This is a genomic window from Arthrobacter sp. sptzw32 (genome assembly GCF_059089735.1).
This window is the reverse complement of sequence record NZ_JBNHEZ010000002.1, coordinates 122,991-135,032: the sequence shown is the minus strand read 5'-3', so window position 1 is coordinate 135,032 and position 12,042 is coordinate 122,991. Positions and strand designations below refer to the sequence as shown.

Below are 12,042 nucleotides of genomic sequence, written 5' to 3'. Positions count from 1 at the left end.
AGCTGCCGCCCTTCAGGGAAAGGATGCCTGCATGTCCTCACGTGCCGCCGCCGGGGGGCCGCGACCGTCCTCTGTCCGCACCGCCTATGTCACGGGCAGCCGCCTTCAAGGCTGGGCGGAGAGGTTCGGCGAGGGGCACGGCGGATTCCAGGTGCGCGATGACGACGACGGCCTGCGCCTTCTGGCGGACGACGGCGCCACAGCACTCCTGCAGGCGCCGTGGCCCGGCGACGGCCGGCCGGGCCGCGGAGCGGACGCCCTGGAAAGGCTCGCCTCCCTCGCGTCCCAGCCCCGCCGGCTCGGCCTGTTGCTGGTCCGGCGTGGAGGCTACGGTGTTGCGGTGGTCAGCGAAGGACTGGTGCTGGCTTCGAAGGTCGGTTCCACCTACGTGCAGTCCCGGTCCGCAGCAGGCGGTCAGTCCCAGCAGCGGTTTGCCCGGCGCCGGTCCAACCAGGCGGATGCACTCGTGGAAACGGTTGCCGGGAACGCGCTTCGGGTGTTCAGCGGAGAATCCTTCGAATACGTGGTTCCCGGTGGCGACAGGGCTTTGGCGGGCTTCGTCCTTGAGCACCCGGCTTTGAAGCATTACGCCGCCCTGCCGCGGCTGGCCTACCTCGACGCACCGGACCCCAAGGCGGCGGTACTGAAAAAGGCCGCAGCGGATGCGTGCTCGGTGCGGATCCAGGTCACCGACCCACCGGCTTAACCCCGGCCATCAACAGACGCGCGCCGCCCAATTCGACGGTTCCCTGCGCGTTCGGCGCTGCCGATCGTCGACTGGGCAGGGAACCGTCGAAACGGCGCAGAGAGATTGAGGTCAGCAGCCCGTCAGCGCCCGCTTGGGCCGCTGCTGGCGGTAGAGGTAGCGGCCCGACTCCTCGAACCCGGCTTCGCTGTACAGCTGCCGGGCACCATGGTTCCCCGCGGTCACCAGCAGCCAGAAGCTGTCCAGGCCGCGTTCTGTCCCTTCGGACAGGAGCGCCTGCAGCACCGTCGAGGCGTATCCCCGCCGGCGGCGCGAGGGGGACGTGGCCATGCAATAGATCCCGCCGGTTCCCTCCACCAGGGCGAGGCGCCCGACGGCGGCCGGGAGGCCGTCGTCGTCCCTCACCAGCGCATAGAGCGATGGGCAACCGGCAAGGATAGTGCGCGCTGTGTCCTGTTCCGCCTGGCCGCCGCGGCCGTCAACGCTCCACCAGAGACCCAGCCATTCCCTGCTTGGCCAGTCCGTGATGCCAACCTTCGCGGACCGTGGAAGCAGGGGCGCGGCTCCGGCCGGCCGGGCCATGATGAGCGTCTCCGACTGGCGGATGAAGCCCTCCTGGTCCAGCAAAGCGTTCAGTCCGGAATTGGCAGGCGTGTCCGTTACCTGGAAAATCAGGGGCAGCCGCCGCTGCCGGTACCACTGGGCCGCCTCGCGCAGCGCAGCCTGGGGCTCTGCGGCAGCCTCCCGCGGCCACACCGAGTTGGCCCGCTGGGTGACTCCTGCGGCAGCCCGGAGGACCCACTCCCCCGTGTCGTAACGCTCGACGGCCGGCCAGGCCGCGTCCATGAGCGTTTCGAAGCCGCCGGTTTCCGTACCACGAACACCTTGGACCACGGGGACTCCTGTCTGCGGACTAATTGTGCTGATAAACCTGAAGGCCCTCCCTGGCGGGAGAGCCTTCAGGTCAAGCGGGTGATGACTTATTTGCCGTCTGCAGGTTTCGCTTCCGGTTTGAAGTCCACGCCGGCTTCCTTGCGCTGCTGCGGGGTGATCGGGGCAGGGGCCGCGGTCAGGGGGTCGTAGCCGTTGCCCGTCTTCGGGAAGGCGATGACGTCGCGGATGGACTCAACACCTGCCAGCAGAGCCACCACGCGGTCCCAGCCGAAGGCGATGCCGCCATGCGGAGGGGCGCCGTACTTGAAGCCTTCCAGGAGGAAGCCGAACTTGGTCTGGGCGTCTTCACGGTCCAGGCCCATCAGTTCGAAGACCCGTTCCTGGACGTCGCGTTCGTGGATACGGATGGACCCGCCGCCGATTTCGTTGCCGTTGCAGACGATGTCGTACGCGTAGGACAGGGCCGACTCCGGGTCCTGGTCGAAGGTTTCCAGGAACTCGGGCTTGGGCGAAGTGAAGGCGTGGTGAACAGCGGTCCACTTGCCGGCCCCGACGGCGACGTCACCGGAGGCGACAGCTGCGGCTGCCGGTTCGAACATCGGAGCGTCAACTACCCAGCAGAAGGCCCAGGCGTTGGGGTCGATCAGGCCGGTGCGGTGGCCAATTTCGACGCGGGCGGCGCCGAGGAGGGCGCGGGCCGCGGACTTCTCGCCTGCGGCGAAGAAGATGCAGTCACCGGGCTTGGCGCCGACGGCATCGGCCAGGCCTGCGCGCTCTGTGTCGGTCAGGTTCTTGGCAACCGGGCCGGCGAGTTCGCCGTCTTCCTTGAACAGCACGTATGCAAGGCCCTTGTGGCCGCGCTGCTTGGCGAATTCCTGCCAGCCGTCCAAAGTGCGGCGCGGCTGGGAGGCGCCGCCGGGCATTACCACGGCGCCCACGTACGGAGCCTTAAAGACGCCGAAGTTCGTGTCTTTGAAGAACCCGGTGAGCTCGGTCAGTTCCACGCCGAAGCGGAGGTCGGGCTTGTCCGAGCCGTAGCGGGCCATGGCGTCGGCGTAGGTGATCCGCTGGATGGGCGTGGGGATCTCGACGTCGATCAGCTTCCACAGTGCCTTGACGATGTTTTCGCCCAGCGCAATGATGTCGTCCTGGTCCACGAAGCTGGCTTCGATGTCCAGCTGGGTGAATTCCGGCTGGCGGTCTGCGCGGAAGTCCTCATCGCGGTAACAGCGCGCGATTTGGTAGTACTTCTCGAACCCGCCAACCTGCAGGAGCTGCTTGAAAAGCTGCGGGGACTGCGGCAGGGCGTACCAGGAACCCGGGGCGAGGCGTGCGGGGACCACGAAGTCACGGGCGCCTTCCGGCGTCGAACGGGTCAGTGTGGGGGTTTCAACCTCCACAAAGCCGTCCTGGTGCAGCAGCTCACGGGCAACGCGGTTTGCCTCCGAGCGCAGCCGGAGGTTGCGGGCCGGGCCGGGACGGCGCAGGTCCAGGTAGCGGTGCTTCAGGCGCGCTTCCTCGCCCACTTCAACGTGCTCGTCAATCTGGAACGGAAGCGGCTCGGAAGTGTTGAGGATGACTACCTTATCCGCCATGACCTCGATCTCGCCGGTGGCCAGGGCGGGGTTCTCATTGCCCTCCGGCCGCTTGGCAACGGTGCCGGTGATCTGCAGGACATACTCGTTGCGCAGGCCGTGGAAGACTTCTTCCTCGCGCACCACAACCTGTGCCACGCCGGAAGCATCGCGGAGGTCAACAAAGGCCACACCACCGTGATCACGACGGCGGCCCACCCAGCCAGCGAGGGTTACGGTTTGTCCAATGTGCTCGGAGCGAAGGGATCCGAGGTCATGTGTGCGCAGCACAGCACGCCTTTCTGCGGGGTAACAGCGGGAAGATAAACACGAAGCTTAATAGGATCGTTCGGGGAACGATTCCGTTCGAGTTTACCCGCTGCAAAGGAACTGTCACCGCATGAGCGCGCACCAGCAACTCCAACGAAGGCTCGGCACCTTCGATGCCACCACCATCGGCCTTGGCTCCATGCTGGGCGCAGGCGTGTTCGTCGTCTTCGCACCGGCCGCCGCGCTGGCCGGAAACTTCCTGGTACTTTCGGTGGTCATTGCCGGGGTGGTGGCATACTGCAACGCCGTCGCCTCTGCCGCGCTGGCCGCGAAATATCCCACCAGCGGCGGAACGTACGTTTACGGCCGGGAACAGCTTGGCGAGTGGCCGGGCTTCCTGGCAGGCTGGGGTTTTGTCACCGGGAAAACCGCCTCGTGCGCGGCGATGGCATTGACGTTCGGCACCTATGCCGCCGGCAGTTACGCAGTACCGGTGGCCATCGCGGCGGTGGGGGCATTGACCGTGGTCAACCTGTTGGGCATCACGAGGACGGCACTGCTGACCAGGATCCTGCTGTGCGTAGTGCTGGCCACCCTGGTGTTCGTCGCCGTCGCCGCCATCATTGGGCCGCATCCAGCCGCGGGATTGGCCGACGCGTCTCCCGGCGGGCCGGCCGGCGTACTGCCCGCCGCGGGCCTGCTGTTTTTCGCCTTCGCCGGCTACGCCCGCATCGCCACACTGGGCGAGGAAGTCAAGGACCCTTCCCGTTCCATCCCCCGGGCAGTCCTGGCCGCGCTGGCTGCCGCCTTCGCCATCTACCTGGCGCTGGCGTTGCTGCTGCTCAACCATCTTCCCGGCGGTCAATTGGCGGCCACGAAGACCCCGCTGCTGGAAGCCGTCCTGCAGTCACAGCTCGCAGGCGGCGCGCCGGCAGTGCAGGCAGGTGCGGCAGCCGCGTGCCTGGGCGCGCTCCTTGCGCTCATCACGGGCGTTGGCAGAACCACGTTGGCAATGGCCCGTGAAGGTGACCTCCCCCGGCCCCTGGCCCGGGTGGGCGGCAAGCACACCGTTCCATACGTTGCAGAGGTCGCTGTGGCCGCCGTCGTAATCCTGCTCCTGCTGACCACCGACGTTCTGACGGTGGTGGGCTTCTCAAGCTTCGGCGTGCTGGTGTACTACGCCGTGGCCAACGCGTCCGCCTTCACCCTTAGCCCGCACCCGGGGTACGCGCCAAAGTGGCTGAATGCCGTCGGCTTCGTGGCGTGCCTGCTGCTGGCTTTCACTCTTCCGGCGGCCTCCGTGCTGACCATGGCGGGGGTCCTCGCGGCAGGGGTGGCGGGGCGGTGGCTCGTGCTGCGGTTCCGGCGGTAGCAGCAGCTATACGGAGGCTGCTGATGCCACCTGTGCGGTTGCCGCTACCTGTACCGCCAGGTCCTCCACGGGCGGCATCCAGGTTTCCGGATAGGCGATGACCTGTTCACCGGTGCGGATGTCCTTGACCTGGTGCGTGCCGTCCTCGTCGGTGAACCAGACGAAGGGAATCCCGCGGCGGTCGGCGAACTTGATCTGCTTGCCGAATTTCTCCGCCTTCGCCGCCACCTCAGTGGCAATTCCCCGGCCGCGGAGTTGGGCGGCCACGTCCTGCGCCGCACTCCAGCTGTCATCAGAGGTAAGCGCAACCAGCACGGCGGTGGGAACGGAGCGTGAAGCCTTGGCCAGGTCCTGGCTGAGGATGCGGGACACCAGCCGGGTGACGCCGATGGACAGGCCCACCCCCGGGAACTTCCGGTTGCCCTTCGAGGCCAGTGCGTCGTAACGCCCGCCGGAGCAGATGGAGCCGAGCTGCTCGTGCCCCACCAGAACGGTTTCCACCACGGTGCCGGTGTAATAATCCAGGCCGCGGGCGATGCTGAGATCGGCAACCACCTTGCCCGGAGCACGCTGGACAGCGGCCTCGATGACCTGTTCAAGCTCGTTGAGACCCTCGTCCAGCAGCTCATTGCTGACGCCCAGCGCCTGGACCTGTTCCACGAAGGAAGTGTCCTCAGTCCGGATGGCAGCCAGCTGCAGGGCCTTCCGGGCCTGTTCGTCCGTGGCCCCCAGTTCCTCCTTCAGCAACCCGGCCACCTTGTCCGCGCCGATCTTTTCGAGCTTGTCAATGCTCCGCAGGACGCCGGCCGTATCCTCGAGACCGATGCCCCGGTAAAAACCCTCGGCAAGCTTGCGGTTATTGATCCGCAGGCGGAAATCCGGGATGGGCAGGGCGCTCAGGGCCTCGGCAATAACCAGCGCGATTTCGACGTCGTAACGGAACGGCAGGTCACCGTCCCCCACCACATCAATGTCCGCCTGCGTGAACTCACGTGCGCGCCCTTCCTGCGGCCGCTCACCGCGCCACACCTTCTGGATCTGGTAGCGGCGGAAGGGGAAGGCAAGGTATCCGGCGTTTTCCACCACGTAGCGGGCGAACGGGACCGTGAGGTCAAAGTGCAGGGCAAGTGCGTGCGGATCCGCTTTCCCTCCCTTGACAGGGTTTTCGCTCTCGTCCTCCTGAAGCCGGCTCAGGCCGTAGACTTCCTTGTCGATTTCGCCCTTGCGCAGTAACTGGCCCACTGTTTCCACTGCCCGGGTCTCGATGGAACCGAATCCATGCAGCTCGAATACCCGGCGCAGCGTGTCCAGAACATGCAGCTCCACCAGCCGCTCCTCGGGAAGCCACTCGGGGAATCCGGACAGGGAAGCGGTGCGTGCCATGGTGGATGTTCTCCTCGTAGGTGTTGTGCCTGGGACTTGCCCGGCGCCGGCGAACAGGCCAGGAACGGCGGCAGTCCAGCCAGTCATGCATAAACTATGTGCGGCAGTCAGTTTATGCATCATCCGCCAGCATCTCTAATGGACGGACCGGCAAGGCTCGGCCGTCAGACCACTGCGCGCCGGAGCCCACACCACGGCTGTGCAGCAGCCCGACAATAAGGAGGACCCTTGCCGGCCAGTTCACGCAGCGCCCGCGAAGCAAAGCGCCGCATCCAGCAAATGGAAGCAAAGCGCGAGCTGCGGCGGGACCAGGAGAAGCGGCGCAGGCGCGACAACCTCATTGCCGCTGGTGCCGGAACCGCCGCCGTGGTGCTCGCCGTCGTACTCCAACTCACCGCTTTTGCCGGAAACCCCTCCGAGGAGGAGTTCTCTGCCGCAGAGGCGGGACTGACCAGCCCGTCCCCCTCGGCTCCTGCAAGCCCGGCTGCACAGGCAACCAACGGCCCGAATATCCCCGGCGCCGATACCGCTGCGGGCAAGACCTTCACCGGTGATCTGGTCCTCAACGGAACGTCCCTCGCTGTGGAGCTTGACGGGACCAAGGCCCCGCAGGCCGCCGCCGTCTTCAAGTCCCTCAGCGACGAGGGCTACTACAACGGAAAGACGTGCCACCGCCTCACCACCGGTGAGACCTTCGGCTTGCTGCAGTGCGGCGCCTCAGGCCCCGGGGGCCAGGGCGATCCTGCCTACACCTGGGGACCCCTGGAAAACACCCCCGCTGACAACACTTATCCGGCCGGAACTGTCGCCGTCGCCCGTACCGGCAACAACGCCTTTGGAAACGGGAAACAATTCTTCATCGTCTACAAGGACACCGTGATCCCGGCTGACACTGCCGGCGGCTACACGGTGGTGGGGAGGGTAACATCCGGCCTTGACGCGGTGTCCAACATAGCTGCTGCCGGAATTACGCCGGGCAGCAGCGACACGGACGGCGCACCTGTTGAACCAGTCACGATAGACTCGTTCTCTCTGAAGTAGGAAGCCCGGCCATGGAGCTGCGGTGCAGGACCTGAGCATTTTCCTTCAAGCGAAAGACTTTTAGCGGTGACAGACAGTCAGAAATCCGACGAAACAGCAACAGATGTGACCGAGACGGCGGCACCCGCCGCCGGCGGGGAAGTTTCTGTTGCAGCCACCACCCCGGCAGCGGAAGCTCCCGTGGAGAACGCTCCCGAAAGCGGCACCCCGGATCAGCCCTCCGCGGGCAGCGCCCCGGAACCGGCGCCCCGCCCCGCGCCCTCCCCTGCCGCTTTCGCCTCCCGGCCGAAACCCGCCGCCGCACCTGCTGCTGCACCTGTTGCCACCGTTCCCTCCACGTCCTTGGCCGAAGCCTCGAAATGGGGACGCGTTGAGGGCGACGGGCACGTATTCCTCAACATCGACGGCGGCGAGCACCCGGTGGGCCAGTACCCGGACGTCAGCGACGAAGAAGCTCTGGCGTACTTCGCCCGGAAGTACGACGACGTCGTGGCCCAGATTGTGCTGCTCGAGCAGCGCGTCAGTTCCAAGGCCCCGAGCACCGACATGCAGAAGACTGTCACGCATCTCCGCGAGCAGCTGGCGGAACGGAACATGGTGGGCGACCTCAGGTCCGCTGAGGCGCGCTTGGACAAACTCTCCACCCAGATCGCTGAGCTGGAAAAGGCGGAAAAGGCCGAGCACGACGCCGTCCGCGCCTCCGAACTTGCCGCCCGTGAAGCCATTGTGGCCGAGGCCGAGCAGATTTCCGGCCAGGATCCGGCCCAGACCCAGTGGAAGACCTCAAGCTCCAGGATGAACGAGCTCTTCGAGAGCTGGAAAACTGCCCAGAAGAGCGGAGTCCGCCTGGGCCGCAGCAACGAGGACGCCCTCTGGAAGCGGTTCCGTGCAGCACGCACCGTTTTTGACCGCCACCGCCGCGCCTACTTCTCGCAGCTGGACAGCAACAACTCCGCTGCCAAGTCCGCCAAGGAGAAGCTGATCGCCGAAGCGGAAGCGCTGTCCTCCTCGACTGACTGGGGTTTTGCCGCCGGCGAGTACCGCCGCCTGATGGACCAGTGGAAGGCCTCCCCGCGGGCGAGTCGCAAGGACGACGACGCCCTGTGGGCACGGTTCCGCGCCGCCCAGGACGTCTTCTTCACCAACCGCCAGGCCGCCAACGACGAGATCGACCAGGAGTACGCGGCCAACCTCACCGTCAAGGAAGCCCTCCTCGCCGAGGCCAACGCGATCCTCCCGGTCAAGGATTTGGCAGCCGCTAAAAAGGCTCTTCAGTCCGTCCGCGACCGCTGGGAAGAAGCCGGCAAGGTTCCGCGCGCAGACATGGGCCGTGTCGAGGCTGGACTGCGGAAGGTTGAGGATGCAGTGCGCCACGCCGAGGAAGAGCAGTGGCAGCGTTCAAACCCCGAGCGGAAGGCCCGCACCAACAGCGCCCTCTCCCAGCTGGAATCCGCGATAGCGGGCCTGCAGGACGATCTCGCCAAGGCTGAAAAGACGGGCGATCAGCGCAAGATCAAGGCCGCGCAGGAAGCTCTGGAGGCGCGCCAGGCCTGGCTTGACCAGATCCAGCGCTCGGCCAGCGAACTCTCCTAGGTCAGTCGCCTGCCCCACGCAGGCTGCCGGCTCTGACAGGCCCGGCTCCGGTTATCCACATAACCGGGACCGGGCCTGTGCCTGATAGTAGCGGGAACGGCAGGATGGGCAAATGGCGAATCCCCCACCTCCTCCCTCCGCGGCCCGTGGCACGGACCACCAGGGAGGCGAAACAGCACCCCGCTTTCCGGAGCTGTACGCCCCTGGCATGCCTTTCACTTCCCCCGAGCTGCAGTCCCTGGCCTCGGACGGGCTGCTGGAACGTTTCCACCAGCACGGCTATGCCGTCCCCGGAGCCACAGCTACTCCGCAGCTGCGTGCCCGGGCAGCAGCGGGGGCCGTGCCCGCGGCTGTGCGCCAGCGCGTGGTTGCAGGGCGTATGACAGCTGCATGGATCTACGGCTGCGCGGGCGAACCGGACCGGCTGGCCCTTCTGGTGGACGCCAAAAGGCGGGTTTCGAGTTTGCGGAACACCATGGGCTGCACCCTGCATGAGGTGAAGCTGGGCCCCTTCGACGTCGTGAGCCTGGGCGGCCTGATGGTGTCCAGCCCGTTGCGGACTGCCCTGGACGTTGCCCTGCACGTCGAAGCCGAACGCGCCATCCCCACCCTGGAAGGGCTGCTGGCGCGCCCGCAGAATGACGTGCGCCTGCGCCTGCTGGTTCTTGCCATTGAGGCCAGCCCCCGCGTCCCCCACAAGAAGGCCGCGTTGGAGAAGCTGGCCCGGTTAGCTCCGGCGTTTGTTTCCGGTGGTGCGGTAGACGTCGAAGACCCCGTCGATGCGGCGGACAGCGCTGAGGACGTGGTGCAGGTACTTGGGGTCGCCCATCTCAAAGGCGAACCTTGAAATGGCTACCCTGTCCGTGGAGGTGTGCACGCTGGCGGCAAGGATGTTGACGTGGTTTTCGGACAGCACGCGCGTGACGTCGGAAAGCAGGGACTTGCGGTCCAGCGCCTCCACCTGGATCTCCACCAGGAACACGCTGGACTGCGTCGGGGCCCAGTCCACGTCCACAATCCTGTCCGGCTGATCCTTCAGGTCCGAGATGTTGGTGCAGTCGGTCCGGTGCACGGACACGCCCGAGCCCCTGGTCACAAAACCGAGGATGGGATCAGGGGGCACCGGGGTGCAGCAGCGGGCAAGCTTCACCCAAACGTCACCGACTCCGCGGACCACAACACCGGAATCGGAGAATCGGGCCTTGGTGACCTGGGTGGGCACGCTGACTTCGGTGATGTCGTCGTCAGTGCTTTCATTCCCGCCGAGGCTTTCGACGAGCTTCTCCATGACGGACTGGGCGGAGGTGTGCCCGTCCCCTACGCCGGCATAGAGGCCGGAAATGTCAACGTACTTGAACTCCGCTGCCACTGCGGCCAGGGCCTCATGCGTCATCAGGCGCTGCAGCGGAAGGTTCTGCTTCCGCATGGCCCGGGTCAGGAGTTCCTTGCCGCGGTCGATCGCCTCTTCGCGGCGTTCCTTGCTGAACCACTGGCGGATCTTGTTGCGCGCCCTGGCGCTCTTGACGAAGTGCTGCCAGTCCTGGCTGGGTCCTGCCCCTTCGGCCTTCGAGGTGAAGATTTCCACCCAGTCGCCGTGGTTCAGCTCGCTGTTGAGCGGCACCAGTTTCCCATTGACGCGTGCGCCGATGGTCCGGTGTCCCACCTCTGTGTGAACCGCGTACGCGAAGTCCACCGGGGTGGACCCTGCCGGCAAAGCCATGACTTCACCCTTGGGCGTGAAAACAAACACCTCACGGGCGTTAATCTCGAACCGCAGCGAATCCAGGAACTCGCCGGGATCGGAGGTTTCCTGCTGCCAGTCCACCAGGGACCGCAGCCATCCCATGTCACCGTCGCGGGGGCTGCCCGGACCGACCGCAGTCCGGTTGGGTTGGTCCTTGTACTTCCAGTGCGCAGCCACGCCGTACTCCGCGCGTCGGTGCATCTCGTGGGTCCGGATCTGGATCTCCACCGGCTTCCCGCCCGGGCCGATCACCGTGGTGTGCAGCGACTGGTACATGTTGAACTTGGGCATCGCGATGTAGTCCTTGAACCTGCCTGGCAAGGGGTTCCAGCGCGAGTGCATGGTTCCGAGGGCCGCGTAACAGTCCCGCACGGAATCCACCAGGACCCGGACACCCATGAGGTCATTGATGTCGTCAAAGTCTTTGTCGCGGACAACCATCTTTTGGTAAATCGAGTAGTAGTGCTTGGGCCGGCCGGTGATGGTCGCCTTGATCTTGGCGTCCCGGAGATCCTCGGTGATCTGGTCGCGGATGACGCTCAGGTTCTTTTCCCGCTCGGGCGTCCGGTCCCCCACCATGCGGACGATCTCTTCGTACACCTTGGGGTAAAGGGCCGCGAAGGAGAGATCCTCAAGTTCCCACTTGATGGTGTTCATACCCAGCCGGTGAGCCAGCGGGGCGAAGATTTCCAGGGTCTCTCGCGCCTTGCGGGCGGAGGATTCCGCAGAGACGAAACGCCACGTGCGGGCGTTGTGAAGGCGGTCTGCCAGTTTGATCATCAGCACCCGAATGTCCTTGGCCATGGCCACGACCATCTTGCGCACGGTCTCGGACTGGGCTGCCTCGCCGAAGCTGACCTTGTCCAGTTTGGTCACGCCATCCACCAGCATGGCCACTTCGGGACCGAAGTCCCGTTTCAGGTCCGCAAGCGTGTAGGCGGTGTCCTCGACCGTGTCGTGCAGGAGGGCCGCCGCCAAAGTGGTCCCGCTCAGTCCCAGTTCGGCGAGGATGGTGGCAACTGCCACCGGATGGGTGATGTAGGGATCGCCGCTCTTGCGCTTCTGCCCCTGGTGGCTCTGTTCCGCCACGTCGAAAGCACGCTGGATCAGGTCAAAATCCTCTTTGGGATTGTTGGCCCTGACCGTCCGCAGCAGCGGCTCAAGGATCGGAGAATAATTTGCGGCACCACGTCCGGTCAGGCGCGCGAGCCTGGAGCGGGTACGTTCCCGCCGGCCGGGGAAAGTGGGGCGTGAGCCGGAATTATCCACCGGGACCAGCGAACCTGAACGCGCGGAAGCGGCCGCGCCGGTCTGCAGTCCGGCAGGACTTTTATCTCCCTGTGCCGTTGGCACGGACGCCGAACGTTCTTCCAATGAAGCACCCCTCACCACCGTTTAATTACTTCAGTCTATTCCCCTGCCCGCAGACTTTTTAAACGGGCCGCCGGTTAAACAGGACGGCCGG

At 65.7% G+C, this 12,042-nt stretch carries 9 protein-coding genes; 5 read left to right on the top strand and 4 right to left on the bottom strand.

What is annotated here, in order from left to right:
- The first annotated feature begins 31 nt into the window (after window positions 1–31).
- Window positions 32–706: an acVLRF1 family peptidyl-tRNA hydrolase gene (locus AC5RVN_RS04160; protein WP_494039798.1), complete on the top strand. Its 675-nt coding sequence runs from the start codon at window positions 32–34 to the stop codon at window positions 704–706.
- Window positions 707–817: 111 nt separating this feature from the next.
- On the opposite strand, the gene AC5RVN_RS04155 is transcribed toward AC5RVN_RS04160, so the two are convergent.
- A complete protein-coding gene (locus tag AC5RVN_RS04155; RefSeq protein WP_494040138.1) occupies window positions 818–1,552 on the bottom strand; it encodes a GNAT family N-acetyltransferase in 735 nt (244 codons plus the stop codon).
- Between the two features lie 134 nt (window positions 1,553–1,686).
- The gene (gene aspS / locus AC5RVN_RS04150; protein ID WP_494137161.1) at window positions 1,687–3,465 is read right to left on the bottom strand and encodes an aspartate--tRNA ligase; all 1,779 of its coding nucleotides are present in this window, start codon (window positions 3,463–3,465) and stop codon (window positions 1,687–1,689) included.
- 109 nt (window positions 3,466–3,574) lie between these two features.
- Here aspS and AC5RVN_RS04145 point away from each other — a divergent pair, with 109 nt between their 5' ends.
- A complete protein-coding gene (locus tag AC5RVN_RS04145; protein ID WP_494137160.1) occupies window positions 3,575–4,816 on the top strand; it encodes an APC family permease in 1,242 nt (413 codons plus the stop codon).
- A 6-nt stretch (window positions 4,817–4,822) separates the two neighbouring features.
- Here the strand turns inward: AC5RVN_RS04145 and hisS are convergent, their stop codons facing one another.
- A complete protein-coding gene (gene hisS / locus AC5RVN_RS04140; protein WP_494137159.1) occupies window positions 4,823–6,199 on the bottom strand; it encodes a histidine--tRNA ligase in 1,377 nt (458 codons plus the stop codon).
- A 228-nt stretch (window positions 6,200–6,427) separates the two neighbouring features.
- Here hisS and AC5RVN_RS04135 point away from each other — a divergent pair, with 228 nt between their 5' ends.
- From AC5RVN_RS04135 to AC5RVN_RS04125, 3 genes are all read left to right on the top strand, one after another.
- On the top strand, window positions 6,428–7,240 hold the full coding sequence (locus tag AC5RVN_RS04135; protein WP_494137158.1) for a peptidylprolyl isomerase: 813 nt from the start codon (window positions 6,428–6,430) through the stop codon (window positions 7,238–7,240).
- Between the two features lie 66 nt (window positions 7,241–7,306).
- Complete coding sequence (locus AC5RVN_RS04130) at window positions 7,307–8,833, top strand: DUF349 domain-containing protein (protein ID WP_494137157.1); 1,527 nt, start codon at window positions 7,307–7,309, stop codon at window positions 8,831–8,833.
- A 112-nt stretch (window positions 8,834–8,945) separates the two neighbouring features.
- Window positions 8,946–9,680 carry a hypothetical protein gene (locus AC5RVN_RS04125; RefSeq protein WP_494137156.1) on the top strand — a complete coding sequence of 245 codons (735 nt, stop codon included), beginning with the start codon at window positions 8,946–8,948 and terminating at the stop codon, window positions 9,678–9,680.
- Here AC5RVN_RS04125 and AC5RVN_RS04120 read toward each other — a convergent pair.
- Window positions 9,561–11,951 (bottom strand): RelA/SpoT family protein, encoded by a 2,391-nt coding sequence (locus AC5RVN_RS04120; protein ID WP_494137155.1) that lies wholly within the window; start codon window positions 11,949–11,951, stop codon window positions 9,561–9,563. The two genes, AC5RVN_RS04125 and AC5RVN_RS04120, sit on opposite strands and share 120 nt — an antisense overlap.
- Window positions 11,952–12,042: the final 91 nt, after the last annotated feature.

Excerpts from the sequence above, each read along its gene's own strand:
- AC5RVN_RS04160 (WP_494039798.1), top strand. The coding sequence starts at position 32 with ATGTCCTCACGTGCCGCCGCCGGGGGGCCGCGACCGTCCTCTGTCCGC.
- AC5RVN_RS04155 (WP_494040138.1), bottom strand. The coding sequence starts at position 1,552 with ATGGACGCGGCCTGGCCGGCCGTCGAGCGTTACGACACGGGGGAGTGG.
- AC5RVN_RS04145 (WP_494137160.1), top strand. The coding sequence starts at position 3,575 with ATGAGCGCGCACCAGCAACTCCAACGAAGGCTCGGCACCTTCGATGCC.
- hisS (WP_494137159.1), bottom strand. The coding sequence starts at position 6,199 with ATGGCACGCACCGCTTCCCTGTCCGGATTCCCCGAGTGGCTTCCCGAG.
- AC5RVN_RS04125 (WP_494137156.1), top strand. The coding sequence starts at position 8,946 with ATGGCGAATCCCCCACCTCCTCCCTCCGCGGCCCGTGGCACGGACCAC.